We start from the raw sequence: 24,678 nt of genomic DNA, 5'->3' as shown, positions 1-24,678 counted from the left end.
GCGTCGGCCTTGAGAGTGGTCAGTTCCTGTCGCATCGCCCCGCCGTCGTCCCCTTCGTCGGGACGAAGCATGCGGGCGTCTCAGCGACCGGGGATAACTAATCGGCGGTCAGGCGTGCGGCGACCGGCCAGCACGGAGGACGGTCGGCAGCGACCGCGCTTCAGGCGTTCGGCAGCGTGTTTCCGCAGGGATCGGCGCGGCGATTATCCCTGCCTTCCAGGATAATCGTCGGGAAGCACGAACGGGAAAGGCCCCGGCGCCCGATCGACCGGGACGGTGTGCGACACGATGCTCCTGCCGTGGAGGCTGTGCACCATGAAGGCCGGCGGCTCGAGCACGAAGGCCGAGGGGCCGCCGTCGCGCAGGTCGAAGGCCACCTGGTGGCCGACGGACGGCGCGATCTGGCAGATCGTCCCGCCGAAGCGGCGCTGGATCGAGCGGTGGACATGGCCGCAGAGCACACGCTCGACCTGGGCATGGCGACCGACCAGCGCCTCCAGCGCCTCCCGGCCTTCGCGCAGGCCATTTTTGTCCATGTGGCCGATACCGGTGTCGAAGGGCGGGTGATGCAGCATCACGAGCGTCGGCCGATCCGGCGCGTCGGCGAGCGCGGCGGCGAGAAAGTCGAGCGTCGCCGGCGACAGGGCGCCGTGGTTTTCGCCGGGCACCAGGCTGTCCAGTGCGACGATGCGCAGTTCGCCCCGGTCGACGACGTAGTTGAGTTCGCCGGTGGCCGGCAGGTAGCCGGCGCCGGCGAAGGCGGCGCGGAACGGCTCGCGCCTGTCGTGGTTGCCGGGCACGCAGTAGACCGGCACCGGCAGCCCCGACAGGAGGCCCGCCACGATGGCGTATTCCGCGTCGAGGCCACAATCGGTGAGGTCGCCCGTGACGATCACGCAGTCCGGCTGCGGGTCGAGGCGCGAGAGCGCGTGCACGGCATGTTCGAGATAGACGTTGGTTTCGCTGACGCCATAGGCGAGTTCGCCGGCGGGACGGACATGCGGGTCGGAAATATGTGCGATGAGCATGGGACGATCAGGCCTGGTTCGGAAATTCGAGGATGTCGCTCGCGTCGAGGTCGAACGCGACCCGTTCGCCCGGCATGAAGGGGCGGTCGGCGGGCAGGTCGACCTGCAGCCGATGTCCGGGATCGAGCGCGGCGACGAGGCGCTGCGTCGCCCCGAAGAAGGTCGTGGCGACGACGCGGGCGCTGATGGCGCCGTCCCCGTGCGATAACCGGATCGCCTCGGGGCGGAACCAGACGGTCGCCGCCCGGTCCGGCCCGCCCAGCGCGAGCGACAGCCGCGTCTCGCCCGAGCCGGCGGTCATGACGCCGTTTGCGACCGGCGCCTCGATGCGGTTCATCGTCCCGATGAAATTGGCGACGAAGGCATTGGCGGGCCGGCGGTAGATCTCCTGCGGCGTGTCGATCTGGGCGATGCGGCCGGCCTGCATGACCGCGATGCGGTCGCCGATCGCCATCGCCTCGGCCTGATCGTGGGTGACGTAGACCGCGGTGATGCCGAACCGCCTGAGCAGCGCGCCGATCTCGACCCGCAGATATTCGCGCAGCACGGCGTCGAGCGCCGCCAGCGGCTCGTCGAGCAGGAGAATGCGCGGCTTGATCGCAAGCGCCCTCGCCAGCGCGACGCGCTGGCGCTGGCCGCCGGAGATTTGCGAAATGCGCCGATCCGCCAGTTCCGCGATGCCGACGAGCTGCATCAGCCGTAGCGTCTCGGCCTGCCGCGCTTGTCCCGGCATGCCGCGCACCTTCAGGCCGTAGCCGACGTTTTCCGCGACGCTCATGTTGGGAAACAGCGCGTAGGACTGGAACACCAACCCGACATTGCGGCGCTCGATCGGCACCGCCGACACGTCCTCGTCGTCGAAGCGGACCATGTCCGGGCCGTCCGGGATTTCCAGGCCGGCGATGAGGCGGAGCAGCGTGGTCTTGCCGCAGCCGGACGGGCCGAGCAGCACCAGGATCTCGCCCTTCGGGATCGACAGCTCGATCGGATGCAGGGCGATGGTGCTCTTGAAGGTCTTGGTCAGGCCGCGAATGGCGACGGCCGCGCCGTGCCGCTCGGCCGAGGCATCGGCGGGGCTCATGACTTGAAGCGCCTTTCGGTGAGGTTGGCCGCAAGCTGCAGGCCGACGAGGAGGGGAATGATCATGATCAGGAATACCAGCGTGTAGGCGGAGGCGATTTCGAGCCGCATCGAGGCGTAGGCGTCGGCAAGGCCGACGGGCAGCGTCTTGGTCAGCGGCGTGTGCAGCATCCAGGTGAGGTTGAATTCGCCGATGGAGAGGGTCACGACGGTCAGCGAGCCGGCGACGACGCCGGCCCGGATGTTCGGCAGGACGACATCGAAGAAGCGGCGCCAGGCCGGCGCGCCGAGGCTCGCCGCGCCCTCGTCGGGGTGCGCCAGTCGATCGTCTCCAGCATCGCCGTCACCGCCCGCATCATGAAGGGCAGGGTGAAGAGGACGTGGCCGACGACGATGAACGCCGTCGACTGACGGAAGAACCCGTAGCCGCCATAGGCAAAGATCAGCCCCAGCGCGAGCGCGAGGCCCGGTATGGCGACGGGCAGCGTGACGATCTCCTCGACGATGCGGGCCATCCTGCCGCCGCGCCGCACCAGCGCGTAGCTCGCCGGGGTGCCGATGAGGAGGGTGGCGACCAGCGTCGCGCCGGCCACGAAGAGGCTGCGGACCATCGTGTCGGAATAGAGCGCCCAGACCTCCCGGACCCAGTCGAGGGTCAGCCCCGCCGACAGGCCGCGCGAATAATTGACGCTGAGGCCGGCGATCACCGACAGCACCACCGGCAGCACGAGGAACACCACGAGCGCGGCGGTGACCAGAGCCCCGGCGACGGTCGTCCAGCGGGGCCTAGAACGAGGTCGCATCGCGGAGCGCCCTCGTTCGTGCGACGGCGAGCGCCGCCCAGGTGAAGAGGCCCAGCATGATCGACAGCGCGGCGGCCATCGCCGCGTTCGTCGCCAGGGTGAACTCGGTGTAGATCAGCATCGGCACGACATCGACGCGCGTTGCCAGGGTGAAGGCCGTGCCGAAGGCGCCCATGGCGGTGGCGAAGCACAGCGCCCCGCCGGCATACATCGCCGGAAACAGCGCCGGCAGGACGACGTCGCGCTGGATCGCGACCGGCCCGGCGCCCAGCGAGCGCGCCGCCTCGACGAGGGCGGGATCGAGCTTTTCGGCCGCCGCCAGGATGGTCAACAGCACCCGCGGCACCGAGAAATACAGATAGCCGAGAAACAGGCCGACGATCGAATAGGCGAAGACGAGGTTGCTGCCCGTCAGCGCCCGGCTGACGCTGCCGACGAGGCCGAGCCGACCGCCGAACAGGATGATCAGGAAGCCGACCACGACGCCCGGAAAGGCCAGCGGAAAGGTCATCATCGACAGGAAAAGCCCGCGCCCTGCAAAGCGCCGGTTGGCCAGTGTCTGCGCGGCGATCGTCGCGACGATGAGCGTCGCCGCGGTCGTCACCAGCGCCAGCAGCAGCGTCGCGACGAGGCTCTCGCGGTAGCGCGGCTCGAGGACGATCGCGAGAAAGGCGCCGAAGCCCCGCTCCCCCGACGTCGCGGCGAAGGCCAGGTGGACGATCGGCAGCGCCAGGAAGGCGAGCGCGAAGATGGCGAGCGGCAGCAGCAGGAGGATATCGAAGCGCAGGCTTCGCATGGGCGTATCCGGCGATGATCGGGAGGAGGAGGAAGGGCGGGGGATGAGCCCCGCCCTCCGGTCGGTCTAGCGGACTTCGGCGAGATAGCGCTCGGTGAAGGCGGCCTGGGCTGCCTGCGCGGCCGCCCAGTCGATGTCCTTGGCCCGCTCGTACTCGCTCGCCGGCAGGAAGCGCTCGGCCACCTCGGCCGGCATCTCGACCGGGATCGACGGGCGCAGATAGGCCTCGGTCCAGGCGATCTGCGCCTCGTCCGACAGGAGATAGTCGAGCACCTTCCTGGCGTTCTCGACATGCGGCGCGTCCGCGACGAGGGTCATCACGTAGGGAAAGCTGACCGTGCCCTCGCAGGGCAGGACGAACTCGTACTGGCCGTCCTCGGTGTACTTGGCGCGATAGGCGTTGAAGTCGTAGTCGAGCAGGATCGGGATCTCGCCCGACACCGTGCGGGCATAGGAGGTCTGCATCGCGACGATGGCGTCGTTCTCGCCGAGGCTCTTGAAGAACTCGATCGCCGGCGTGAAGTCCTTGAGCGAGCCGCCCATGGCCGAGTTGACGGCGACGGCCGAAACGTAGCCGACGGCGGCCGAGGTCGGGTCGAGATAGCCGACGAGGCCCTGGTATTCGGGCTTGGCGAGATCGGCCCAGCAGGCCGGCACCGGCGCGCCGGCGAGGGCGTCGACATTGACGAAGAAGCCGAGCGTGCCCTGGTGCACCGCCCACCAGCGGCCTTCCGGATCACGCAGACCCTCCGGGATTTCCGCGAAGCGCGCCGGCTCGTAGGGCTGGACGAGGCCCTGCTCGGCGGCGGCGATGCCGGCATTGATGCCGAGATAGGCGATGTCGGCGACCGGGCTGGCGCGCTCGGCGATCAGCTGGGCGGTCGCCTGGCCGGAATTCTTGTTGTCGCCGGGAATGCTGATGCCGAGGTCTTCGCGGATGCTGTCCAGCATCTTGCCCCAGTTGGCCCATTCGGGCGGGCAGTTGTAGCAGATGACGTCGGCATCCTGCGCCAGGGCAGGGGCCGAGACGCCGAGCGCCGCGGCGGCGAGGATCGTCGAGAGGGTGACGCGCATGGTCATTGAGCTCCGGTGGCAAAGTGGGGGATGGAAGGGACTGCTCTATCGGCGCCCGCCGGGGGCCCGATGGTCTCGCCGCGTACCAAGGTAACGTCCACCGTCAGGCTTTCCGGCCTGCGGCGTCCGGCGGCGATATCCAGCACCATGGAGGCGGCGAGCACCCCCATGGTGAGGGAAGGCTGGCCCAGTGTCGTCAGCTTCGGCGACATCAGGGCGGTGATCTCGATCCCGTCGAAGCCGGTGACGGAAACGTTTCCCGGCACGCTCAGCCCCATGCGCCGCAGCGACGCCATGACGGTGACGGCGAGGAGATCGTTGGAGGCGGCGATGGCGCTCGGGCGATGCTTCTGGATCACCGAAGCAAGGTCGATATCCTGCGCGGCGTCGATGAAATCGACCTCGAACGCCGGGAGCGGCTCCGCGCCGACGGCGGCCAGCGCATCGCAATAGCCGGCATAGCGCGCCGCCGAGCGGTCGGAGGAGGCGAAGCGGCCGCCGACGAACAGCACCCGGCGGTGGCCCAGGCCGACAAGCATCGCCACGATCCTGGCCATGGCACCCCGGTTGTCGACCGACACCGATCCGATGCCCGGCAGGCTTTCGCCATTGTAGATCGTCACCGCCGGCAGCAGCTGGCGCGCGACGTCGCCGAGGACGCGGCTGGTGGCGGGATCGCAGACGGTGAGGATCAGGCCGCGCGGCCGCTCGGCGACGAGGGTCGCGACCACCTCCTCCTCGCGGGCGGTGTCGTAATGCGACTGCGCGATGATCGTCGACACGCCGCGGGATCGGCAGCACCGCTCGATGCCGGCGAGCGCCGAGGCGAAGACGGGATTGGTCAGGCTGGGCACGAGGACGCCGATGACCGGCCGGGCGCTGGAATCGCGCCGTTCGATGGCAAAGCCCAGCTTGAGCGCCGAGGCGACGACCCGCTGACGCATCGCGTCGGCGACCAGGCCCGAGCCGGTCGCGACGCGGCTGACCGTCGCGATCGAGCAGCCCGCCGCGGCGGCGACGTCACGGATCGTGGACCGGCCCATCTCTGCTCCTGTTGCCCGTGGACGGGACCATCCGGCCCCTGGTCGCCTCTGGTTACAGGTCGAGCGTGATAGGCGGATGAAGCTGTTACAGTCGTTTTCAGCGCTGCGTTCCCTGCGGTTGGCAGGAAGCAACGCCGCAGGGCAAACCCTCCCGGTAACTCCAGCAATTCCGTCGGGCGTCGGGTCAGACGCCCGAGCAGGCTCCGCACTTCTCCAAAGCGCGATCAGGCCGCGCCAACCGGCCGTCATCCGGCCGTCGTACAACGGCGCTAGGTACGGTCCGCAGCAATGCACAGCTGTGCAACGGATCGGCAATGACTGGTAATTTTCTCGAAATACGTGGCGTTCATGTCGGCTATGGCGGCAATCCCGTCCTGACCGATATCGACCTCGCCATTGCAGAAGGCGAGTTCGTCGCGCTGCTCGGCTCGTCCGGCTGCGGCAAGTCCACGCTGCTGCGCACTATCGCCGGCTTCAACACTCCGACAAGCGGCACCATCGCCATCCGGCAGCGTGACGTCACGGAGCTGTCGCCCGATCGCCGCGGCATGGCCCTGGTGTTCCAGTCCTATGCGCTCTGGCCGCACATGACGGTTGCGCAGAATATCGGCTACGGCCTCAAGCTTCGGCACAAGTCGAAGGCGGAGATCGCCGCGCGCGTCGCCGAGATGGAGGCGCTGCTGGGCCTTTCCGGTCTCGGCCAGCGCAAGCCGGGGGCCCTCTCCGGCGGCCAGCGCCAGCGCGTCGCGCTCGGCCGTGCGCTGGCGATCGACCCGGCGATCCTTCTGCTCGACGAGCCGCTGTCCAATCTCGATGCCCGAATCCGGCTTGCCGTGCGCCACGACATCCGCACCCTGCAGCAACGGCTCGGCATCACCGCCGTCCATGTCACGCATGATCGCGAGGAGGCCATGGTGATGGCCGACCGCATTGTCATCCTCGACCAGGGCCGGATCGCGCAGCAGGGTACGCCCGAAGACGTCTATAATAAGCCGGCTTCCGCCTTCGTCGCGGCCTTCATGGGCGCGGAGAACGCGCTGCAGCTCGAGGGTACGGTCGTCGCCGACCGCTTCGTGCTGGGCGCCCGGCCGGGGCAGGCGCCTTGCCAACTGCCGATGGCCGGTCGCCCGCTCGTCGACGGTCCGGTCGAGGCAAGGTTTCGCGCCGAAGCGGCGGTGCTTCTCGCCGCCGACGACGCCGGCTCGTGCCCCGATGCGACGCTCGAACTCGCCGGGACGGTCGCCGCCGTCAGCTATCCGGGCGGGCTCTGGCGCCATGTCGTGCGAACCGCCAGCGGCGAGGTGCAGGTCGACGCGCCCCGTGCCTTGGCGGTCGGCGACGCCGTCAAGATCCGCATCGCCCACCCTTCGCTGTTCCTGTTTTCGGCTGCCGCCCATGCCGCGGCGCCATCCCGTTCCCGGATCGCGGCCTGATCATCCGCGCCCTGGAAGCCTGCCCGACCCAACCCGTCATTCGGAGCTAATTGGATGAAGATGTTTTTCGGGGCCGCGCTCACCGCCGGCCTTCTCGCCTCCACCGCCCATGCGGCGGAATTGACCGTGCTGACCGCCGGCGACCAGAACATGGTCGACTACGTCAACGAATATCTGGGCCCGCTCTTCGAGGAGCAGAATCCCGGCAACACCGTCCGCGTCGTCGGTACCGGTCCCGGCGATGCCGGCTCGCAGAAGATCGTCGAGCGCTTCGACGCCCAGTCGAAGGCCGGCGTCGACAGCTGGGACGCCGACGTCGCCGTCGTCCACGAGAAGTTCGCCGGACCGATGGTCACCGCCGGTTATCTCGAGCAGTATCGCGGCAAGATCGCCTCCGGCGAGCTGGTGACCCGCACCAACGCCGACATGGCGCTGGGCAGCGACGTCGGCGGCTATGTCATGCCGATGTTCAACTCGCAGACCGCCTTCGCCTACAATCCGGCGCTCGTCGCCACCCCGCCGAAGAGCTACGAGGAACTCGTGGCCTGGGCCGAGGAAAACCCCGGCATGTTCGGCTATAACGGCATCAAGGGCGGCGCCTCCGGCGTCAGCTTCGTGATGGGCTGGATCTACGCCTTCGGCGAGGGCGATGCCGACAAGCTGATGAACGGCCCGTTCGAGGAGGCCGAGACCCAGAAATGGGACAATGCCTTCGCCGACCTCAAGACCTTCACCGAGAACGCCGTGCTGACCCCCGGCAATGCCGGCACGCTGGACGCGCTCGCCCGCGGCGAGATCGCCATGGGCCCGGTCTGGGTCGACATGTTCTATTCCTGGAAGGCCAACGGCCAGCTGCCGCCGGAGTTCAAGCTGGTGCTGCCGGCGCCGGGCATGCCGGGCCAGCCGATGCACTACGTCATCCCGGCCAAGAGCCCGAACATCGAGCTCGCCGAGAAGTTCGTGGCGCTCGCCACCAGCCCGAAGGTCCAGGCGGAGGGCATCGTCGAGCGCTTCAACTGGTACCCGGGCATCGACGCGACCCACGTCCAGGCCGAGCTCGAGCCGGCGGTCTGGGAGAAGCTGTTCACCGACATCACCCCGCAGGACCTTGCCCAGTACGGCAAGCCGTTCCCCATCGCGCCCTACAACGACGCGATCCTGACCGCCTACGAGCGCGCCGTCAGCAACTGACCGCAGGGGCGCGCGGCACGTCCGCCGCGCGCCTTTCTCCAGCCACGAGACCCTTCATGCCAAGCCGCCTCATCGGGCTTCTTCTGGTCCTGCCGGCACTCGCCATGATCGCCCTGTTCTTCATCGTGCCGCTGGCGGCTTCGGTGATCGGCGCCTTCGAGCAGGCGGACGGTTATGGCCTCGGCAATTTCGATACCGCCTTTTCGCTCTACAGCCGCGACATGGTCTTCACCGTGGTCATCGTCAGCCTGTCGACGGCGCTGATCGGCCTGTTGTCGATCGCCATCGCCGGCTACCTGACGCTGGGCGAGAACCCCAAAGCCGTCGCCATCCTGCGCTGGCTCTATCGCTGGCCGCTGTTCATCCCGTTCATCGTCGTCGGCCAGATCCTGCGGACGTTCCTGGCCAAGAGCGGCCTGATGAACGGCACGCTGATCGGCCTCGGCGTGCTGACGCCGCTGCAGGCGGTGAGTTTCCTCGACTGGCGCGGCATCGTCATCGCCTTCGTCTGGAAGCAGACGCCGTTCGTCACCTTGCTGGTCGCCGGCGCCATGGCATCGGTCGATCGCTCGACGATCGAGGCGGCGCGCAATCTCGGCGCCTCGCGCCTGCGCATCCTCGTCGAGATCGTCGTGCCGCAGGTCGGCACGACGCTGCTCGTCTCGCTGATCCTCTCCTTCGTCACGATGATGTCGGTCCTGTCGGTGCCGCTGATGATCAACGCCCAGTCGCCGACCATGCTGACGGCCGACATCGCCTTCCGGATCAACGCCTATGGCGACTACGGCGTCGCCAATGCGCTGGGGCTGATCTCGCTCGCCATCACAGGCTTTGCCGCCTGGCTCTATCTGCGCCAGAGCATGAAGGAGCGGGCATGACCGCCGCGTTCCCAAGGCTCGACCTATGGTGGCTGCCGCGCGCCGTGCTTCTGGGGCTGATCGCTTTCATCATCTTCGGGCCGCTCGCCAATCTGGTGCTCTGGGCCTTCGCGGAGAAATGGTACTTTCCGAACGCGCTGCCGCTGGAATACGGCTTCAGCTACTGGGAGCGGGTCTTCTCGCCGCGCGGCAACGCGATGGAATCGCTGTCCAACTCGGTGCTGGTCGCGTTCCTGACGGTGGCGCTGTCGCTGGCGCTGGCCATTCCCGCCGGCTACGCGCTGGCGCGGCTCGCCTTGCCACTGCGCGGCCTGATCCTGTTGTCCTTCCTGATCCCGCAGGCGTTTCCCAACCTCACCGTCTACGTCAACATCGCCCGGCTGTTTTACGAGGTCGGGCTCAACGGCACGATCACCGGCGTGGTTATCGTCCATACGACGCACGGCCTCGTCTATGCCGTCTGGATCGCTACCGCCGCCTTCGCCGCCGTCGACCGGGAGCTCGAGGAAGCCGCAAGGGCGATCGGCGCCTCGGCCTTGCGCGCCTTTCGCGACGTCGCCCTGCCGCTCGCCGCGCCGGGGCTCATGGCCAGCGCCATCTTCGTCTTCCTGGAGTCGCTGGACGAGTTCACCGGCAGCTATTTCGTCGGCGCGCCCGACGTCAGCATGCTGCCACTGCTGCTCTATACCGCCAGCAGCGGCGGCAACTACCAGATCGCCTCGATCACCGCGCTTCTCCTGCTGGTGCCCTCGATCGGTTTCATGCTGGTCGTCGAACGCTTCCTCAGGGCCGACGTTCTCTCCCGTGTCGGCCATTAGCCCCGTCCTGGCCCATGCCCGCCGCGCTACCTTCGGGCCGGGTTGCTCGGGGCGAGTGCGCTTATCCTTCATCGAAACCGTTCCAGGCTGAACCCTTGCCGCCGTCCCGTCTCACCCCCCGAGCGCAGTTCGTCAGCGCCCATGAAGTCGCCGAGCGCGCCGGCGTGTCGCGCTCGGCCGTCTCGCGCGCCTTCACCCCCGGCGCCAGCATCGCCGCCGAAACGCGGCGCAAGATCCACGAGGCCGCCGAGGTGCTGGGCTATCAGGTCAACGACCTTGCCCGGGGGCTGCTGGCCAATCGCAGCCGGCTGGTCGGGCTGGTGGTGACGAAGCCCGAAGTCGGCTTTCGTGCGCTGCTCGTCGCTTCCCTGACCAAGGCGCTGATCGCGCGCGGCAGCGTGCCGATCATGATCAATACCGGCCAGAGCGAGGGCGAACTGCTGGCTGCACAGCGGACGCTGTTCGGCCACCGCGCCGAGGCGACGATCATCCTGTCGGGCTCGCCGCCCGCCTCCTTCGTCGAACTTGCCCGCCGCAACGGCCAGCCCGTGGTGGTGATCGGTCGCTCGGAGCCGGGTGCCGACCATGTCCAGATCGACAACCAGGCCGCCGCCTGCACCGCCGCGGCGCTGTTCGCCGCCGCCGGTATGCGCCGTCTCGGCCTCGCCGGCGCGCAGTCCGGCACGCCGAGCATCGTCGAGCGCGAGACCGCCTTCGTCGCCGAAGCCGAACGGCTCGGCGCGCGGGTGATTGCCGTGCGCGGCAGCGATTCCGACTATGCCGGCGGGCTCGATGCCGCCGAGCAGCTGCTCACGGGTCCCGAGCGGCCGGAGGGGGTGTTCTGCGTCAACGACCTCGTCGCCTTCGGCGTCATCGACCATGCTCGCAGCCGCGCCGGGCTTGCCGTGCCGCAGGACCTCGCGGTCATCGGCTTCGACGACGTGCCGGAAGCTAGCTGGCTCTGCCACCGCCTGACGACGTTCCGTCAGGACCCCGACATCATGGCCCGCACCGCGATCGAACTGCTCGACCGGCGCGAAGCCGATCCGGACCTGGCGCCGGCTGTCGCCCGCATCGCGGCGCCGCTGGTGGCGCGCGACAGTTTCGTTCCTGCCGTGCCGAAGGCTTCGCCGACCCCATGATCAAGCTCATCCAGATCACCGACCCGCATCTGACGCTGCCCGGCGAGACGCTGTTCGGGCTCGACCCGCATGCACGGCTCGATGCCTGCCTCGACCATGTCGCCAAGCACCATGGCGACGTCGACCTGGTGATCGTCACCGGCGACCTCACCCATGACGGCGAGCCGGCTGCCTATGCCGCGCTGGCCGAACGTCTCGGCGGCTTCGCCCTGCCGTTCCGGCTGATGCTCGGCAATCACGACGACCGCGGCCGTTTCGCCGCGGCGTTTCCCGCCCTAGCGCCCGACGGCGGCTTCTTTCAGGGCTTCGTCGATACCGCCGAGGGCCGGCTGATCCTGCTCGACACGCTCGAGGCCGGGCGGGTCGAAGGGCACCTGTCGCCGGAGCGGCTGCACTGGCTCGACCGGACGCTCGCCGGCACGGGCGGCCGCCCGGCCTTCGTCTTCATGCACCACCCGCCCTTTCCGATACACGTTCCGGCGCTCGACGCGGTGCGCCTCGCCGACGCCGAGCGCTTCGCGGCGGTGCTGGCGCGGCACGAGAATGTGCGGCACATCTTCGCCGGCCACGTCCACCGCCCCAGCGCCGGCACCTGGAACGGCATCGGCTTCACCACGCTCTTCGGCACCTGCCAGCAATCGGCCGCGCTGTTCTCCGAAAACCGTTTCGAGACCTCGCTGGAGCCACCCTCCTACGGCGTCGTCTTCATCGACGCCGCAACCGTCACGGTCCACTTCGTCAGTTTCATGGCCTGAAGAGGCCGCGGCGTGGGCGACGTGCGCTCCTTGTGTCGTTGAGAGCGTCCCAAGGAAAGCGGCGCCGTGTCCAGCGCCGCCCTCACAAATGGCAGGAAATTATAGATCGAGGCTTGCCTTCACGGCGGGAAGGCCAGGCTGGCCGGCGAAATCGGTCACGCCCTCCAGCCAGGTGTCGAGGAGTTCCGGGCTGGCTTTCAGCGCCTCTTCGGCCGCCGCGTCGGCCGACATGCCCTCGTTGAGGATCTGCGCCATCATGCCGTTCTCCAGCTCCACCGAGAACGTCATGTTGTCGAGGAGCTTCGCCAGGTTCGGGCATTCTTCGGCAAAGCCTGTCCGCGCGCCGGTGCGAACCTGCGCCGAGCCCATGTCCGGCCCGAAATACTCGTCTCCCCCGGTGAGGTAGGTGAGTTCATATTCGGTGTTCATCGGATGCGGCTCCCAGGCCGGGAACACGACCCAGCCCTCGGCCCCTTCGGCCCGTTCGACCTGCGTCAGCATGCCCTGTTCGCTGGATTCCACCAGTGTCCAGTCGCCGAGGCCGAAGGCGTCGTCCTCGATCATGCGCAGCATGTTCTGGTTCACCGATGCGCCGGCCTCGATGCCGTAGATCTGCGAGCCGAACTTCTCGGCATTCGGCGCAAGATCCTCGAAGGAGGTCACCCCGGCTTCGGCGACATAGGCCGGCACGGCGAGGGTGAAGCGATTGCCGGAAAGGTTGACCTTCAGGACTTCCAGCTCGCCGCTCTCGACCATCGGGTCGACGATCGCGGTCTGAGCCGGCATCCAGTTGCCAAGGAAGATGTCGAGCTGATCGGTGGCAAGGCCGCGAAAGGTGATCGGAACCGACAGGGTGGAGATTTCCGGTTCGTAGCCGAGCGGCTCCAGAACCGCCTTCAGCAGCGCGTTGGTCGATGAGATGTCCGTCCAGCCCGGATCCGAGTAGCGGACGGTCTGGCAGCTGTCGGGCTCTTGCGCAACGGCGGTTCCGAGCATCAGCAGGGATGCGGCGGCCGTGGTGGTCAGAAGCTTGATCATGGCAGAGGTTCCTTTTCGGTGGGGTGGTGGACGGTGACTGGCATGCTGCCGGGTAACGTCAGTGTCGTCGATCGCTCACCTGCTCATGTACTGGCGAATGATCGCTTTGCCGCTTCGCCGGGCTGACGGCCCGGCCGGCTCCCTCCGGCATTGTGGTGGACGGCTGCCTTTCGACTAGGCCGGCAAGTCGGGAGAGGACCGCCTCAGGGGCCGCCGCCGCTCGCCCGCTGGCCCGGTCGACATGCAGGAGCATCTGTTCGGCTGTGGCGATCGGTTCATCGATTCCCGCTCGGGTCAGCACGTGGAAGAGATGCAACCGCTTGTCGTCGAAGGAAAGGATCTGCGTGCGGCAGGCCAGGTCCTCCCCAAGCCGCGCCTCGCCCAGATGACGCAGATGCGTCTCGACCGTGTAGTAGCTTGCCCCCGCTTCGACATAGGCGGCGTCGACCCCGATCCGGCGAAGCAGGACATCCGTCGTATCGCCGAAGACCTGCAGATAGCGATGCTCGGTCATGTGGCCGTTATAGTCCACCCAGCTCGGCTCCACCCGGGCGGACAGGCGAGCGGGGACAGGGTCGTCCTCGTCGGGGCTCGCGGCCTGCGCCTTGCGCCACAGATCGCCCTCGAAGGCGGCGAGCAGCTTGCCGGCCCCCCAGCCGCGGCCTTCGTCGGCGCCTTTCAGCGCCTGCAGGATGCCGACGAGGTTCTCGTCGCGGATCTCTTCGAGCCGGCGAAGCGACAGGCCCTCGTTCTGCGCATCCGATTGCGCGGCGATCTTCTCGACCAGCGCCTCGTCGAGGTCGACGACGTCGGTGAGCTTCGTCCAGGGCCATTTCAGCGCCGGGCCGAACTGCCCCAGAAAATGCCGCATGCCGGCTTCCCCGCCGGCGATGCGATAGGTCTGGAACAGGCCCATCTGGGCCCAGCGCAAGCCGAAGGAGTAGCGGATGACGTCGTCCAGGGTTTCCACGTCGCAGATGTCGTCCTGGATCAGCCACAGCGCCTCGCGCCAGAGCGCCTCGAGCAGTCGGTCGCCGACAAAGGCATCGATCTCCTTGGCGATCGGCACGCCCTTCATGCCGGTCGGCGCGAGGAGGGCGACCGCGTCCGCCACCGTCTGCGGATCCGTTAGGGAGCCGGGAACGATCTCGACCAGCGGCAGGAGATAGACCGGGTTGTAGGGATGGGCGACGAAGAAGCGCCCGGGACGGGTCAGGCCGGCCTGGAGATCGCTCGGCAGGAGGCCGGAGGTCGACGAGCCGATCAGCGCATGCGCCGGGCAGGCGGCATCGATCGCCGCCAGGACGCCGCGCTTGAGGTCGAGCCGCTCCGGCACGCTCTCCTGGATCCAGTCCGCGCCGGCGATCGCTGCCTCGATCGTGGCATGGAAGGTGAGGGTGCCGGGGGCGGGAAGCGGCGCCTGCGTCAGCCGGGCATAGGCGCGTTGCCCATTGGCGAGGACCTCGCGGACGATCCGCTCTGCGTCCGGATGCGGGTCGTGGACCGCGACGTCGATGCCGGCGAGGAGGAAGCGGGCGACCCAGCCGCCGCCGATGACGCCGCCGCCGATGCAGGCGACGCGGCGAAGATCTTGCCGCGCAATAACGGTATCTTCCCGAGGCTCCGGCGCGCGGGTCACCATCGACGCTCCAGCTTCAGCCGTTCCCGCACGTCGGCGGGCGACAGGATGCGGCTGCCCATGGCTTCGGCAATTTTGATTGCCCGTTCGACCAGCGCGCCGTTGGTGGCCAGCACGCCCTTGTCGAGCCAGATATTGTCCTCCAGCCCGACGCGGACGTTGCCGCCGGCGAGGATCGCCATCGCCGCGTAGGGCAGCTGGTTGCGGCCGATGGAGAAGGCCGAGAAGGTCCAGTCGGGCGGCAGGTTCGCGACCATCGCCATCAGGGTCTGGATGTCGTCGGGTGCGCCCCAGGGAATGCCCATGCAGAGCTGCAGCATCACCGGATCGTCGATCAGACCCTGCGCCTTCAGCCACTTGGCGAGGACAAGGTGGCCGCTGTCGAACACCTCGATCTCCGGCCGGACACCCAGTTCGCGGATGCGCACGGCCATCGCCTTCAGCATGGCCGGCGTGTTGGTCATCACGTAGTCGCCCTCGCCGAAATTCATCGAGCCGCAATCGAGCGTGCAGATTTCCGGCCGCAGTTCGGCGATATGGAGGAGCCGCTCCTCGGCGCCGACCATGTCCGTCCCGTCGACCGACAGGGGCAGAGGCTGTTCGGCCGATCCCAGCACGAGATCGCCGCCCATGCCGGCCGTGAGGTTCAGCACCACGTCGACGCCGTAGGCCGCGACCCGTTCCACCACGTCGCGATAGAGCGCCGGATCGCGGGACGGCTTGCCGGTGTCCGGATCGCGGACATGGATATGGGCGACCGCAGCGCCGGCCCGGGCGGCCTCGACGGCACTCGCGGCGATCTCGGCGGGCGTGACCGGCACCTTGTCGGAGCGTCCCGTCGTGTCGCCGGCGCCGGTGACGGCACAGGTGATGAAGACTTCGCGGTTGGGATGGAGCGGCATCGTCTGACCTCGTCGTCTGCTCGAGGAAGATTGACGCAACCGGCCCGGCTCTGCTTGGCTCGTTGCGAAATCAATTTGATCGAGTGCGAAACCCTTGTTCCAGCCGACCGACGATGTTCTCGACGTGACGCTGCTGGTCCTGCCGGACGCGTCCCTGATGTCGCTCGCCGCGACGCTCGATCCATTGCGCGCGGCCAACCGCATTTCCGGTCGGCTCTGTTATCGGCACCGGGTCGTTTCGCTGGACGGATGCGACCCGACGACGAGTTGCGGCCTGACGATCCGGGTGGACGGCAGGCTCGAGCCGACGATGCGCTGCGACCTTTTCGTGGTGGTCGCGGCGTTCAACGTGTTCGAGCACGCCACGGCCGCCCTGATGCAGGCCGTCAACCTCGCCGCCCGACAGGCTTCCTTCGTCGGCGGCATCGAGGCGGGGCCCTGGATCCTGGCGCTCGCTGGGCTTCTCGACGGCCGCGCGGCGACGACGCACTGGGAGGATCTGGAGGAATACGCAGTAAAATTCCCCGGCGTTCAGACCAAGGCCGACCGCTGGGTCTTCGACGGGCGGTTCGTGACGACGGGAGGGGCAGCGCCGGCGCTCGACTTTCTCCTGTCGCTGATCCAGGCGCGGCAGGGCCGCAAGCTGTCGCTGGATGTGGCCAGCCTCTACGTCTACGACGGCATGCGGACCGGCTCGCAGCGTCAGCCTGCCGTCTCTTTGGGGCGCTTGGCTCGGCAGGAGCCGCGGCTCGCCGCCGCCATCAAGATGATGGAATCGCATATCGAGGCGCCGCTGACGATCGCGACGATCGCCCGGCGGATCGGGACGTCGCGGCGTACGCTGGAAACCCTGTTCGTCAAGCGCGCCGAGATTTCGCCCGCCGCTTTCTACATGTCGCTGCGGCTCGATGCCGCCCGGCGGCTCATCGTCGACTCCGACCTGTCGGTGGCCGACGCCGCGGTCCGGTCCGGCTTCTCCTCGAGCGCCGCCCTGTCGCGTTCCTTCAAGCGCCGCTTCGGCCACAGCCCGAGGCAAGCGCGGCGGGCATCGCTTTGAAGGCGGTGGCGGCGGTCGCCGAGACAGGCTCGGTGCAAGCCGTCGTTCGGTTGCCCATCGTCGACAAGTTCCCGCGACTACTAGCCGCCTGACCTCGTGTCCACAGGCCGACAGCAGGTCGGGAGGCCATTCGCTGACGCCACACCGGCCATAGCTACGCCGCCAACCCCGGATGGCGGCGGAGGCGGTTTTTACGGCTGCAGCAGACCGAGCATGATGGCCCTGGCGATCGCCTGCTCCCTAGTCCGCGCCTTAAGCTTGGTTCGGGCGTTCTTGACGTAGAGTTCGATGGCGGCGGAGCTCAGATTCAGCTGGAAGGCAATGTCCTTCACTCGCTTGCCGTGCATCAGCCATGAAAGGCATTCGATCTCGCGACGCGACAGCGACGGCGCATGTGGATCCGGCGCATGGCGCAGACGCTCATGCGCATACATCGCCACCAGTCGCAGCAATGGTTCCTTCTCGGCGCGGATGGCTTCGACCTGCCTGCGATCGAGGGACGAACCGAGGTTCCAGCCGCTGCCGCCCGCCGACCCGATCGGGCCGACGGTCGCGGAAAAACCCGCTCTCATCCGAACTCTGCCGCCTCGTGGATGAGCTGCTGCTGCCTGCCGGAGAGATAGTCGTAGTCGGGGCAATAGTCCGACCCGGTCCCGATTGGCGTCAAGGTGGCGCAGCAATAGGAGAGGAAGGGATCGATCTGCTCGTATCCGCTGTCGCGATAATGGCTTGTCCAGGCCTCCGGCAGCGTCGTCGCCATCGAGGCTGTCGACGGCGTCACGCTGAGATAGATCAGGTTATCGAAGCCGCTGTCGGCGAAAAACCGGGACGTTCTTGCCCAGATCGTTTCCGGACACGCCGCACGAGGACGCGGTGACGGTCGGCGAGGCGGTGGCGGCGCTGGCCGATGCCAGCTTCGACCCGTCGCCAGACTACAACGTGCTGGCTGACCTGGTGCTCGAGGACGGCTGCCGACTGACGGATAAGGAACGGGCGGATTGCCACGCCCGCGGGCTGGCGATCGCGAGCCGGGCGTTGAACCACACTGGCAAGATCGCCCGCACCCAGGTGCGACGCGCGCTCGCCAAGCAGACCGGGCTGAAGCGCGACGTAATCGTGCGGGCGGTGAAGGTGTCGCCCTCGAGCCCGGCGACGCTGCGCTACCGGATGGACTCCGCCGGCGACGATATCGCGCTGAAGTACTTCGCCGCTCGCGAGACCCGGCGCGGTGTCTCGGCGGCGCCGTTCGGCAAGCGTCAGGTGTTTGCCGGCACGTTCCTGAAGGGCGGGCGGTTCCCGAACCGGAAGGCGATCGGCAAGTATGGCGGCAACGTCATGAAGCGGGTCGGCTCGGGGCGGTATCCGCTCGAGGTGCAGGTTTCGGGGGTGATCATTCCTGCCGAGATGGTGAAGGGCCAGACGGCCGAGGCCTTCACCTCGACGATCGGCCAGCGTCTGCCGCCGCGCCTCGACCGCGAGGTCCAGCGGATGACCAATGGCGTTATGAGCTGAGGCCTCAGCGCCCTCGCCGCCGCAGCTGTGGCGGCGCGGAGACAGTTTCGAGGAGTGGCGACCGGGCGACACCCCCGGACCCCGCCCCCCGGTTAGGGACCGTATCCGGGCTTGGCCGCGTGGCGGTGCGCCGAGCCCCCCAAACGTCGCCAGTTATACGCGCAAAATGCAAGGTTGACCGGGTTGACCCGGTTGACCTGGGTAACCCCGCGTTGACTGCCTGCTGAGGGCTGCGTTGCGACGACAACTCTTCGCGGCGTCGTCGGGCCCTGGAGCGGGCCACTCATCGCTCGTAACGCTTTCTCCCCGGGGTAGCGCCCTTGGAAGGCGAGCATCACGATCTGCCGGGTCGCTTGGACCCGAACCGTCAGCCCCAGCTCCCGCTGAGCGGCATGGCAATAGGCAATTTACGACATCACGCGATCTCAGGTCCTCGGACACGCCGGGGCTGAGATCGCCTTCATGGGTGAGGCAACCGCCCGCACCTCGCGCTTCTGGGACACCGGAGCCGCGGGGCGCGCTGGCGTGCGCCGCACAGCTAGCATCGGTGAACGAAATGAACGCTGGACCGAACGGATTGAGCCCGGCCGCGATGAGTGCGGCTGAGCGCCTGGCAGAGGTGGCGCGGCTGCTGGCCGCCGGACTGGTGCGCCTCAATGCCAGGCAGGCCGAGCGTGACGGCTGTGCGGTCGCCACGGATGAGGATTGACGGAGACAGTTCGCCTTTCCTTGCCGAGCCTGGCCGGACCGACGTGGACATCGCTTTCGCACAGAGCGTCAGTCGAAACGTCCGAAACGGAGATTCCTCGATGACCGCTGCTGCTTCTCGACCAGCCCAGTCGCCACAGGCAAGCGTGCTGGCTCAGGTCGCCGCGCTGAAGGGCGCCTCGGCTGCCGAACTGAAGCAGCGCTGGCGAGAGGTCTTCGAGACGGAGCCGCCACCGTATAGCCGCCGCTTCCTCGAAAGCCGGCTCGCCTATCGCCTCCAGGAGCTGGCTTATGGCGGCCTCTCCCGAGAGACGCGGGAGCGGCTGAACGCCCTGGGCGAGCAACTGGATGGCGGCAAGACCGCCGTGCGAGGCCGGCGCACCGATGATCGACCGATCGCCGGCACCAGGCTGGTCCGCGAGTGGCAGGGGACCGAGCACCAGGTGACGGTGCTTGTCGACGGCTACGAGTGGCAGGGGCGACCGTACAAGAGCCTCTCCTCGGTGGCTCGCGCGATCGCCGGCACACGCTGGAACGGCTGGACCTTCTTCGGCCTGAAGAACCATGGGAAGAACGGGTAAGGCGATGGTGAAGTCGACGACCTCAAAAGCTGCATCGGCATCGCGTGCGGCGCCCGTGCTGAAGAAGCGCTGCGCGGTCTACACGCGCAAGTCGAGCGAGGAAGGTCTCGACATGGCCTTCAACAGCCTCGACGCGCAGCGCGAGGCCTGTGAAGCCTATATCGCCAGCCAGAAGGCCGAGGGCTGGGTGTTGGTCCCCGACCGCTATGATGATGGCGGCGTCTCCGGCGGTACGCTCAAGCGCCCGGCGCTGGAGCGGCTGCTCGCCGATATCGAGGCCGGGCTAGTGGATGTGGTGGTGGTCTACAAGATCGACCGCCTGTCGCGCTCGCTGATGGATTTTGCCAGGCTCGTCGAAGTGTTCGACCGCACCGGCGTCACCTTCGTTGCCGTCACCCAGTCGTTCAACACCACCACCTCGATGGGCCGGCTGACGCTGAACGTGCTTTTGTCGTTCGCCCAGTTCGAGCGCGAGGTGATTGGCGAGCGCATCCGCGACAAGGTGGCGGCGTCACGCAAGCGTGGGATGTGGATGGGCGGCCACCCGCCGCTCGGCTACGACGTGAAGGACCGCAAGCTCGTCATCAACGCCTCGGAAGCGGCGCTGGTGCGGAGGATCTTCGAACGCTTTATCGCGGTTGGATCGGCGACCACGCTGGCGAACCAGTTGCGCGGTGGGGGAGTACGCACCAAGCGCGGCCGACTGATCGACAAGGGCGACATCTACAAGCTGATCAACAATCGCGTCTATGTCGGTGAGGCGGTGCACAAGGGCACGGCCTATCCGGGCGAGCACCAGGCAATCATCAGCCGAACCCAGTTCGACAAGGTGCAGGCGATCCTTGCCGGCAACGCCGGCAGCCGTGCCACACGCACCCGTGCGCAGACGCCGGCGCTCCTCAAGGGCCTGATCTTCGGTCCCACCGGGGCGGCGATGTCGCCGACGCACACGAGACGGCGGGGCCGGCTCTACCGCTACTATGTCAGCCAGTCGGTCCTGAAGGAGGGCAGGGCGGCCGCCTGTCCGCTCCGCCGTATTCCCGCCGGCGAGATCGAGGCGGCGGTCATCGCGCAGGTGCGGGGACTGCTGGTGACCCCGGAGGTGGTGATCGGTGCGTGGCGTGCGGCGCGCAGCGAGATCGAAGACCTCACGGAGGAGGATGTCCGCCAGCCGCTGGCACGGTTGGAACCGCTTTGGGATGAGCTCTTCCCGGCCGAGCAGGCGCGGATCATCCAGCTCTTGGTCGAGCGGGTGGATGTCGGCCTTGAAGGCGCCGACATCCGTCTGCGGGTGGAAGGTCTAGCGACTATCGCGAAGGACCTTGCCGCGATCGGCGGTCCAGACAGGAGAGCTGCGGCATGAGCAGCGTCGATCCCTCGACCATCACCGTTCGCGTCCCTCTGGCGATCCGCAAGCGAGGCGGTCGCAAGCTGGTCATCGCGCCGACCGGGGAGATCGGGCTTCCCACCAGCCGCACCAGGATCGACAGCAGCATGATCAAGGCGATCGCTAGAGGTCACCGCTGGAAGGGACTTCTGGAAGCCGGCACGTTCGCCTCGATGGCCGAGCTTGCTGCGGCGGAAAAGATCAACCCATCCTACCTCAGCCGCATCCTGCGGCTGACGCTGCTGTCGCCGTCGTTGATCCAGGCCATTCTCGACGGGCGGCTGCCGGCTGCCGTGACCCTCGACCGTTTGATGCAGCCGTTTCCTCTCGAGTGGGACAGGCAGGAAAAGATCTTTCGTCAAGCCTAGAGCCCGTCGACGCCGCGGTCGATGAAGGCCTCGATGCGCCGGCGGTAGGGATCGAGGTCGATGCCGTTCTCCTTCAGCCAGTCCGGATCGTAGTAGGTCGAGGCGTAGCGGTCGCCGCTGTCGCAGATCAGCGTGACCAGCGAGCCCGTCTCGCCGGCGCGCATCATGCAGGCGGCGATCCAGCAGAGGCCGAAGAAGTTGGTGCCGGTCGAGCCGCCGACGCGGCGGAACAGGCGCTCTGAGAGTACATGCATCGCCGCGATCGAGGCGGCGTCCGGCACCTTGATCATGTGGTCGATGACGGCCGGCAGGAAGGACGGCTCGACCCGAGGCCGACCGATGCCCTCGATCCGCGATCCCGTCGCGCAGGTGACGTCGCGATTGCCGGTCCGATACGCGTCATAGAACGCCGAGTGCTCGACATCGACGACACAGAGCCGCGTGTCGAGGCCGCGGTAGCGGATGTAGCGGCCGATCGTCGCCGAGGTGCCGCCGGTGCCGGCGCTCATCACCACCCAGGCCGGCGCGGCGTGAACCTCGCCCTGCATCTGGTCGAAGATACTCTCGGCGATGTTGTTGTTGCCGCGCCAGTCGGTCGCCCGCTCGGCGAAGGTGAACTGGTCGAGATAGTAGCCGCCGGTCTCGGCGGCGATGCGGATCGCCTCGTCATAGATCTCGGCGGCGCGCTCGACGAAGGCGCAGCGCCCGCCGAAGCGCTTGATCGCGGCGATCTTCTCCGGGCTTGTCGAGCGAGGCATCACGGCGATGAACGGCAGCTTCAGGAACTGCGCGAAATAGGCCTCGCTGACCGCCGTCGAGCCCGACGACGCCTCGACCAGCGTCGTGCCCTGGCGGATGGCGCCGTTGCAGATGCCATAGAGAAACAGCGAGCGGGCGAGCCGGTGCTTCAGGCTGCCGGTCGGATGCGTCGACTCGTCCTTGAAGTAGATGTCGATGCCCGGAAGGCCGGGGAAATTCGGCTTGACCAGATGGGTGTCGGCCGAGCGTCGCCCGTCGCCGGTGAGCAGCGCGATTGCCTCCTTGGTCCAGGCCTGCTCCTTGAGATCGGCGCCCGACAGCAGCGCCGAGCAGTCGAGGCAGAGATCGGCGAAGGGGAGCGTATCGGTCGAGGCATGCGGCTGGCTCGGTCGGTGGATTGTCATGATGGGGTCTCGGCGATCCGCGATTCTGCCAGCTGCCGCAGGGCGTTGCGGTCGATCTTGTTGGTCGGCGCGAGCAAGAGTTTCTCCTCAAACCAGATCCTGCGAGGATGCTGGAAAGCCGGAGCCCTTTCGAGAAAATGAGCCTTGAGCGCCGCCTCACTGATTGCCGAACCTGGCTTGCGCACGACGAATGCCACCGGTTTCGTGCCCTTGATGGCGTCCTCGACCGGCACCACGCAGGATTGCAGCACGTCCGGTGAGGAATCGAGCACCGCCTCCACTTCGGCGGGAAATATGTTCTCGCCGCCGGAGACGAACATGTCGTCGGAGCGACCAACGAAGTAATAGAAGCCTTGGGCGTCGGCGCGAAACACGTCACCGGTGTCGTAATATCCATCTTCGGTGAAAGGCGATGGAGTGGCCGGTCGGTTATGGTAGCCGAGCATCATACCCGGACTGCGCATTTGCAGCGTGCCGAAGCCTCTTTCTGGCCCGGCAAGGCGCACCGTGACTTCCGGATGGGGGTATCCGACCGACCCCTCCGGAGCCGGTTGGCCATCTGGGTGGGCACCGAAAACAACCGGGCCTCCCTCGGTTGTTCCATAGGCGTTGATGATCCGTGCGTTCGGCAAGACGTGCTGAACCTGATCGATCAACTGACCCGTGACGGGGGCAGAGCCCATACGGATCGTTCGGACGCTGGTCAAATCGGCAGTTGAGAGCGCTTCCTTCTCGCTTAGCATCATCGCGATCATCGGCGGCACCGCAGTCAGCCAGGTGCAGCCGTAGCGTTCAATCGCCTCGATATAAAGTTGCGACTTGAACTGCGGCAGTAGCACAGCGGTCGAGCCGCTGGCGCAGACGAGCAGCGACAGGGCGAGGGCGTTCATGTGATAGAGCGGCGCCGCGATCAGGACCCGCTCCTCTTCAAGGTGGTATTCGCCGACCCGGACTTCCGCGACCCAGCGGTGCGAGGCATGCGACAGGCGCACCCCTTTCGGGCGGCCGGTCGAGCCGGACGTGTAGAGGATCAGGGCCGCCTCGTCCGGGCGCGGCTCGATGGCATCAAAGGGCTGGAAGCGTCCCCGGACAAGATCCCAATTTTCATCCTCGAAGCAGAGCAGGGGGATGTCTGCCGCTTCGGGAGGCAGCGCTGCGCGCCGCTCGCTGTCGCAGATGAGGAGCTTAACGTCGCTGTCGGCAAGAATGTGGGCGATGGTGCCGGGCGGGAAACGATAGTTGATTGGGACAGGGATAATCCCCGCGCGCATCGCTCCCAGCAGGACGACGATGTAATCTGGACGGTTTGCCGCAAGGACGCCGATCCGGGCGCCACGCGGGATGCCGCGACCGACGAGCTCGTGGGCGAACGCGTCTGCCGCCTCGTCGAGGTCCTGGCGCGTCAGGACAGTCTCGACGCGGTCGAAGTCGAGGCCGATGAAGATCGGCTTTCGCGCATCCCTGCCTGTGACGATTATTTTGCCGAGGTTGCGGGACGCTGTCATTCTGCTTTCCTGCATTCAAGCCGCAGATCAAGGGAGGGGATCTCCAGGAGCCCTGAACCGCCGCCATCCGGTCGCCAGGTCACGGCGTCGAGGCGCGATGCCCGATCGGCGAGTGCATCAAGGTCGCCGAAGCGAAGCCCGAGTTCGGCGAAGCGCGCCGTCTCGCCGGGAACGACCTCCAGATCAAGGCCTGTCATGGCGATCCGATAACCGCTTTCGATCGTCTCGGCCTCGCTGCCGCAGAGCCATGCGTAGCGCTCAGCCTCCGCATCGGGGGCGGGACTGGCGATACGAAGTCGGTCGAACCCCGCAAATGCGTTTGGATGCGTCAGCCATTCCGGGCGCCAGACATAGTCGGGCGTCAGGTGCTGGCAGAAATACACCCGCCCTGCCGCGAACGGCAGCTTCACCGTGCGAAACCGCGCCTCGACGCTCGTGTCGTTGATCGTGACGGGACGCGAGAAGTCGATCGGCGGCGATGGCGCGAGTCCTTGCGCCTGAAGGCGGGCAAACGTCGCCTCGATATCGGTGCTGCGGAGCACAAGACCGTTGAGACCACCCGGGCTCTCCAGGATATCGGCGCGCTGTTTGCCTGTCCCCGGCACCCCGACAAGCTCGAGATAGGCACCGGGGACGAGCAGCAGATGGTTGAGCGATCCGAGCGAATGCCGCCCGAGCGGTGTCAGATGGAAGCCGAGCGCGGTGAACAGTGCCGCCGCCTCGTCGATGTCGAAGACCGTGTTGATGACGATGTGATCGAGCGCTTCCATCTGCGCC

At 67.4% G+C, this 24,678-nt stretch carries 25 protein-coding genes and 1 pseudogene; 12 read left to right on the top strand and 14 right to left on the bottom strand.

Annotated elements, in window-relative coordinates; genetic code table 11:
• Positions 1–203 precede the first annotated feature (203 nt).
• The 6 genes and pseudogenes from GTW51_RS16220 to GTW51_RS16195 all read right to left on the bottom strand — a co-directional run bounded on the left by GTW51_RS16220 (position 204) and on the right by GTW51_RS16195 (position 5,824).
• Positions 204–1,028, bottom strand: coding sequence for a phosphodiesterase (locus tag GTW51_RS16220; protein ID WP_163045079.1), 825 nt, complete (start codon positions 1,026–1,028; stop codon positions 204–206).
• A 7-nt stretch (positions 1,029–1,035) separates the two neighbouring features.
• A complete protein-coding gene (locus GTW51_RS16215; RefSeq protein ID WP_163045078.1) occupies positions 1,036–2,109 on the bottom strand; it encodes an ABC transporter ATP-binding protein in 1,074 nt (357 codons plus the stop codon).
• Positions 2,106–2,911 (bottom strand): annotated as a pseudogene (locus GTW51_RS16210) (ABC transporter permease). Before GTW51_RS16210 ends, GTW51_RS16215 begins: the two are co-directional and overlap by 4 nt.
• On the bottom strand, positions 2,895–3,707 hold the full coding sequence (locus GTW51_RS16205) for an ABC transporter permease (protein ID WP_163045077.1): 813 nt from the start codon (positions 3,705–3,707) through the stop codon (positions 2,895–2,897). The pseudogene GTW51_RS16210 and the gene GTW51_RS16205 overlap by 17 nt, the downstream one beginning before the upstream one ends.
• Positions 3,708–3,773: 66 nt before the next feature.
• On the bottom strand, positions 3,774–4,781 hold the full coding sequence (locus GTW51_RS16200) for an extracellular solute-binding protein (protein ID WP_163045076.1): 1,008 nt from the start codon (positions 4,779–4,781) through the stop codon (positions 3,774–3,776).
• A gap of 2 nt (positions 4,782–4,783) precedes the next feature.
• A complete protein-coding gene (locus tag GTW51_RS16195) occupies positions 4,784–5,824 on the bottom strand; it encodes a substrate-binding domain-containing protein (protein ID WP_163045075.1) in 1,041 nt (346 codons plus the stop codon).
• 314 nt (positions 5,825–6,138) lie between these two features.
• On the opposite strand from GTW51_RS16195, the gene GTW51_RS16190 reads away from it, so the two are divergent.
• From GTW51_RS16190 to GTW51_RS16165, 6 genes are all read left to right on the top strand, one after another.
• Positions 6,139–7,257: an ABC transporter ATP-binding protein gene (locus GTW51_RS16190; RefSeq protein WP_163045074.1), complete on the top strand. Its 1,119-nt coding sequence runs from the start codon at positions 6,139–6,141 to the stop codon at positions 7,255–7,257.
• Positions 7,258–7,311: 54 nt separating this feature from the next.
• Positions 7,312–8,448 carry an ABC transporter substrate-binding protein gene (locus GTW51_RS16185; protein WP_163045073.1) on the top strand — a complete coding sequence of 379 codons (1,137 nt, stop codon included), beginning with the start codon at positions 7,312–7,314 and terminating at the stop codon, positions 8,446–8,448.
• Positions 8,449–8,504: 56 nt separating this feature from the next.
• Entirely contained in the window at positions 8,505–9,326 is an 822-nt protein-coding gene (locus GTW51_RS16180) for an ABC transporter permease (protein ID WP_163045072.1), read from the top strand.
• A complete protein-coding gene (locus GTW51_RS16175; RefSeq protein ID WP_163045071.1) occupies positions 9,323–10,144 on the top strand; it encodes an ABC transporter permease in 822 nt (273 codons plus the stop codon). The genes GTW51_RS16180 and GTW51_RS16175 overlap by 4 nt, the downstream gene beginning before the upstream one ends.
• 95 nt (positions 10,145–10,239) lie before the next feature.
• Entirely contained in the window at positions 10,240–11,286 is a 1,047-nt protein-coding gene (locus GTW51_RS16170) for a LacI family DNA-binding transcriptional regulator (protein ID WP_246233214.1), read from the top strand.
• Positions 11,283–12,041, top strand: a complete 759-nt coding sequence (locus GTW51_RS16165; RefSeq protein WP_203566128.1) for a phosphodiesterase — start codon at positions 11,283–11,285, stop codon at positions 12,039–12,041. The genes GTW51_RS16170 and GTW51_RS16165 overlap by 4 nt, the downstream gene beginning before the upstream one ends.
• Before the next feature lie 99 nt (positions 12,042–12,140).
• Here the strand turns inward: GTW51_RS16165 and choX are convergent, their stop codons facing one another.
• The 3 genes from choX to GTW51_RS16150 are packed head-to-tail and all read right to left on the bottom strand — an operon-like array spanning position 12,141 to position 15,620.
• Positions 12,141–13,079 (bottom strand): choline ABC transporter substrate-binding protein, encoded by a 939-nt coding sequence (gene choX / locus GTW51_RS16160; protein ID WP_163045069.1) that lies wholly within the window; start codon positions 13,077–13,079, stop codon positions 12,141–12,143.
• 58 nt (positions 13,080–13,137) lie between these two features.
• A complete protein-coding gene (locus GTW51_RS16155; protein ID WP_163045068.1) occupies positions 13,138–14,721 on the bottom strand; it encodes a carnitine 3-dehydrogenase in 1,584 nt (527 codons plus the stop codon).
• Positions 14,715–15,620, bottom strand: a complete 906-nt coding sequence (locus GTW51_RS16150; RefSeq protein WP_163045067.1) for a beta-keto acid cleavage family enzyme — start codon at positions 15,618–15,620, stop codon at positions 14,715–14,717. Before GTW51_RS16150 ends, GTW51_RS16155 begins: the two co-directional genes overlap by 7 nt.
• A 94-nt stretch (positions 15,621–15,714) precedes the next feature.
• Between GTW51_RS16150 and GTW51_RS16145 the strand changes: the two genes are divergently transcribed.
• Complete coding sequence (locus tag GTW51_RS16145) at positions 15,715–16,677, top strand: GlxA family transcriptional regulator (RefSeq protein WP_246233212.1); 963 nt, start codon at positions 15,715–15,717, stop codon at positions 16,675–16,677.
• Positions 16,678–16,868: 191 nt separating this feature from the next.
• Here the strand turns inward: GTW51_RS16145 and GTW51_RS16140 are convergent, their stop codons facing one another.
• The gene (locus tag GTW51_RS16140) at positions 16,869–17,129 is read right to left on the bottom strand and encodes a helix-turn-helix domain-containing protein (RefSeq protein ID WP_163045066.1); all 261 of its coding nucleotides are present in this window, start codon (positions 17,127–17,129) and stop codon (positions 16,869–16,871) included.
• 116 nt (positions 17,130–17,245) lie between these two features.
• Positions 17,246–17,470 carry an autoinducer binding domain-containing protein gene (locus GTW51_RS24005; protein WP_343034040.1) on the bottom strand — a complete coding sequence of 75 codons (225 nt, stop codon included), beginning with the start codon at positions 17,468–17,470 and terminating at the stop codon, positions 17,246–17,248.
• Between the two features lie 41 nt (positions 17,471–17,511).
• On the opposite strand from GTW51_RS24005, the gene GTW51_RS16130 reads away from it, so the two are divergent.
• The 5 genes from GTW51_RS16130 (at position 17,512) to GTW51_RS16110 (ending at position 21,233) form a co-directional block, all read left to right on the top strand.
• Positions 17,512–18,189 carry a phage tail protein gene (locus GTW51_RS16130; RefSeq protein WP_163045065.1) on the top strand — a complete coding sequence of 226 codons (678 nt, stop codon included), beginning with the start codon at positions 17,512–17,514 and terminating at the stop codon, positions 18,187–18,189.
• 556 nt (positions 18,190–18,745) lie between these two features.
• On the top strand, positions 18,746–18,898 hold the full coding sequence (locus tag GTW51_RS16125) for a hypothetical protein (RefSeq protein ID WP_203566127.1): 153 nt from the start codon (positions 18,746–18,748) through the stop codon (positions 18,896–18,898).
• 100 nt (positions 18,899–18,998) lie between these two features.
• On the top strand, positions 18,999–19,478 hold the full coding sequence (locus tag GTW51_RS16120) for a DUF2924 domain-containing protein (protein WP_163045063.1): 480 nt from the start codon (positions 18,999–19,001) through the stop codon (positions 19,476–19,478).
• Positions 19,462–20,841 carry a recombinase family protein gene (locus GTW51_RS16115; RefSeq protein ID WP_246233210.1) on the top strand — a complete coding sequence of 460 codons (1,380 nt, stop codon included), beginning with the start codon at positions 19,462–19,464 and terminating at the stop codon, positions 20,839–20,841. The genes GTW51_RS16120 and GTW51_RS16115 overlap by 17 nt, the downstream gene beginning before the upstream one ends.
• On the top strand, positions 20,838–21,233 hold the full coding sequence (locus GTW51_RS16110; protein WP_163045062.1) for a hypothetical protein: 396 nt from the start codon (positions 20,838–20,840) through the stop codon (positions 21,231–21,233). The genes GTW51_RS16115 and GTW51_RS16110 overlap by 4 nt, the downstream gene beginning before the upstream one ends.
• On the opposite strand, the gene GTW51_RS16105 is transcribed toward GTW51_RS16110, so the two are convergent.
• The 3 genes from GTW51_RS16105 to GTW51_RS16095 are packed head-to-tail and all read right to left on the bottom strand — an operon-like array spanning position 21,230 to position 24,671.
• Positions 21,230–22,396, bottom strand: a complete 1,167-nt coding sequence (locus tag GTW51_RS16105; RefSeq protein WP_163045061.1) for a PLP-dependent cysteine synthase family protein — start codon at positions 22,394–22,396, stop codon at positions 21,230–21,232. The two genes, GTW51_RS16110 and GTW51_RS16105, sit on opposite strands and share 4 nt — an antisense overlap.
• Positions 22,393–23,901, bottom strand: a complete 1,509-nt coding sequence (locus GTW51_RS16100) for a class I adenylate-forming enzyme family protein (protein WP_163045060.1) — start codon at positions 23,899–23,901, stop codon at positions 22,393–22,395. Before GTW51_RS16100 ends, GTW51_RS16105 begins: the two co-directional genes overlap by 4 nt.
• Positions 23,898–24,671, bottom strand: coding sequence for a VOC family protein (locus tag GTW51_RS16095; RefSeq protein WP_163045059.1), 774 nt, complete (start codon positions 24,669–24,671; stop codon positions 23,898–23,900). Before GTW51_RS16095 ends, GTW51_RS16100 begins: the two co-directional genes overlap by 4 nt.
• Between the last annotated feature and the right edge of the window lie 7 nt (positions 24,672–24,678).

The sequence above is a fragment of the Aurantimonas aggregata genome (genome assembly GCF_010500835.1).
GTDB classification, from domain to species: domain Bacteria; phylum Pseudomonadota; class Alphaproteobacteria; order Rhizobiales; family Rhizobiaceae; genus Aurantimonas; species Aurantimonas aggregata.
Note: the sequence above shows the minus strand (reverse complement) of the source record. Positions and strands in the feature narration are given on the sequence as shown.

Excerpts from the sequence above, each read along its gene's own strand:
- GTW51_RS16115 (WP_246233210.1), top strand. The coding sequence starts at position 19,462 with ATGGGAAGAACGGGTAAGGCGATGGTGAAGTCGACGACCTCAAAAGCT.
- GTW51_RS16215 (WP_163045078.1), bottom strand. The coding sequence starts at position 2,109 with ATGAGCCCCGCCGATGCCTCGGCCGAGCGGCACGGCGCGGCCGTCGCC.
- GTW51_RS16125 (WP_203566127.1), top strand. The coding sequence starts at position 18,746 with ATGAACGCTGGACCGAACGGATTGAGCCCGGCCGCGATGAGTGCGGCT.
- GTW51_RS16120 (WP_163045063.1), top strand. The coding sequence starts at position 18,999 with ATGACCGCTGCTGCTTCTCGACCAGCCCAGTCGCCACAGGCAAGCGTG.
- GTW51_RS16220 (WP_163045079.1), bottom strand. The coding sequence starts at position 1,028 with ATGCTCATCGCACATATTTCCGACCCGCATGTCCGTCCCGCCGGCGAA.
- GTW51_RS16180 (WP_163045072.1), top strand. The coding sequence starts at position 8,505 with ATGCCAAGCCGCCTCATCGGGCTTCTTCTGGTCCTGCCGGCACTCGCC.
- GTW51_RS16095 (WP_163045059.1), bottom strand. The coding sequence starts at position 24,671 with ATGGAAGCGCTCGATCACATCGTCATCAACACGGTCTTCGACATCGAC.
- GTW51_RS16185 (WP_163045073.1), top strand. The coding sequence starts at position 7,312 with ATGAAGATGTTTTTCGGGGCCGCGCTCACCGCCGGCCTTCTCGCCTCC.
- GTW51_RS16110 (WP_163045062.1), top strand. The coding sequence starts at position 20,838 with ATGAGCAGCGTCGATCCCTCGACCATCACCGTTCGCGTCCCTCTGGCG.
- GTW51_RS16105 (WP_163045061.1), bottom strand. The coding sequence starts at position 22,396 with ATGACAATCCACCGACCGAGCCAGCCGCATGCCTCGACCGATACGCTC.
- GTW51_RS16195 (WP_163045075.1), bottom strand. The coding sequence starts at position 5,824 with ATGGGCCGGTCCACGATCCGTGACGTCGCCGCCGCGGCGGGCTGCTCG.
- GTW51_RS16155 (WP_163045068.1), bottom strand. The coding sequence starts at position 14,721 with ATGGTGACCCGCGCGCCGGAGCCTCGGGAAGATACCGTTATTGCGCGG.
- GTW51_RS16205 (WP_163045077.1), bottom strand. The coding sequence starts at position 3,707 with ATGCGAAGCCTGCGCTTCGATATCCTCCTGCTGCTGCCGCTCGCCATC.
- GTW51_RS16165 (WP_203566128.1), top strand. The coding sequence starts at position 11,283 with ATGATCAAGCTCATCCAGATCACCGACCCGCATCTGACGCTGCCCGGC.
- choX (WP_163045069.1), bottom strand. The coding sequence starts at position 13,079 with ATGATCAAGCTTCTGACCACCACGGCCGCCGCATCCCTGCTGATGCTC.
- GTW51_RS16190 (WP_163045074.1), top strand. The coding sequence starts at position 6,139 with ATGACTGGTAATTTTCTCGAAATACGTGGCGTTCATGTCGGCTATGGC.
- GTW51_RS16150 (WP_163045067.1), bottom strand. The coding sequence starts at position 15,620 with ATGCCGCTCCATCCCAACCGCGAAGTCTTCATCACCTGTGCCGTCACC.
- GTW51_RS16175 (WP_163045071.1), top strand. The coding sequence starts at position 9,323 with ATGACCGCCGCGTTCCCAAGGCTCGACCTATGGTGGCTGCCGCGCGCC.
- GTW51_RS16200 (WP_163045076.1), bottom strand. The coding sequence starts at position 4,781 with ATGCGCGTCACCCTCTCGACGATCCTCGCCGCCGCGGCGCTCGGCGTC.
- GTW51_RS16100 (WP_163045060.1), bottom strand. The coding sequence starts at position 23,901 with ATGACAGCGTCCCGCAACCTCGGCAAAATAATCGTCACAGGCAGGGAT.